Annotated in this window: 1 protein-coding gene; it reads left to right on the top strand. The window is 76.3% G+C overall.

Annotated features, from left to right (window positions below; all coding sequences use genetic code 11):
• The coding region (locus DW309_RS06395; protein ID WP_205812651.1) for an FAD-dependent monooxygenase at nt 1-291 on the top strand (291 nt) is incomplete at both ends.

Here is a 291-nt window from a genome sequence, read left to right on the forward strand (position 1 = left end):
GCGGTCGTCGCGGCGCGCACCGGGCAGCGGCTGGTCGTGGACGACCGCGCCACGGTGTCGTCCTTCGTCGCCGCGCAGCATGTGGCGGAGCGGGTGCACCGGGGGCGCGTGGTGCTCCTGGGCGATGCGGCGCACGAGGTGAGCCCGATCGGGGGTCAGGGCATGAACCTCGGCTGGACGGCTGCGCTCCGGCTCGCCGCCGTCCTGCGCGACACCGAGCCGGGCGACAGGCCCGACCTCGACGCCTTCGCCCGTCGCACGCGGACGGCCGCCGATCACGCGCTGTTCACC

The sequence above is a fragment of the Microbacterium sp. K41 genome (assembly GCF_004794395.1).
GTDB lineage: Bacteria > Actinomycetota > Actinomycetes > Actinomycetales > Microbacteriaceae > Microbacterium > Microbacterium sufflavum.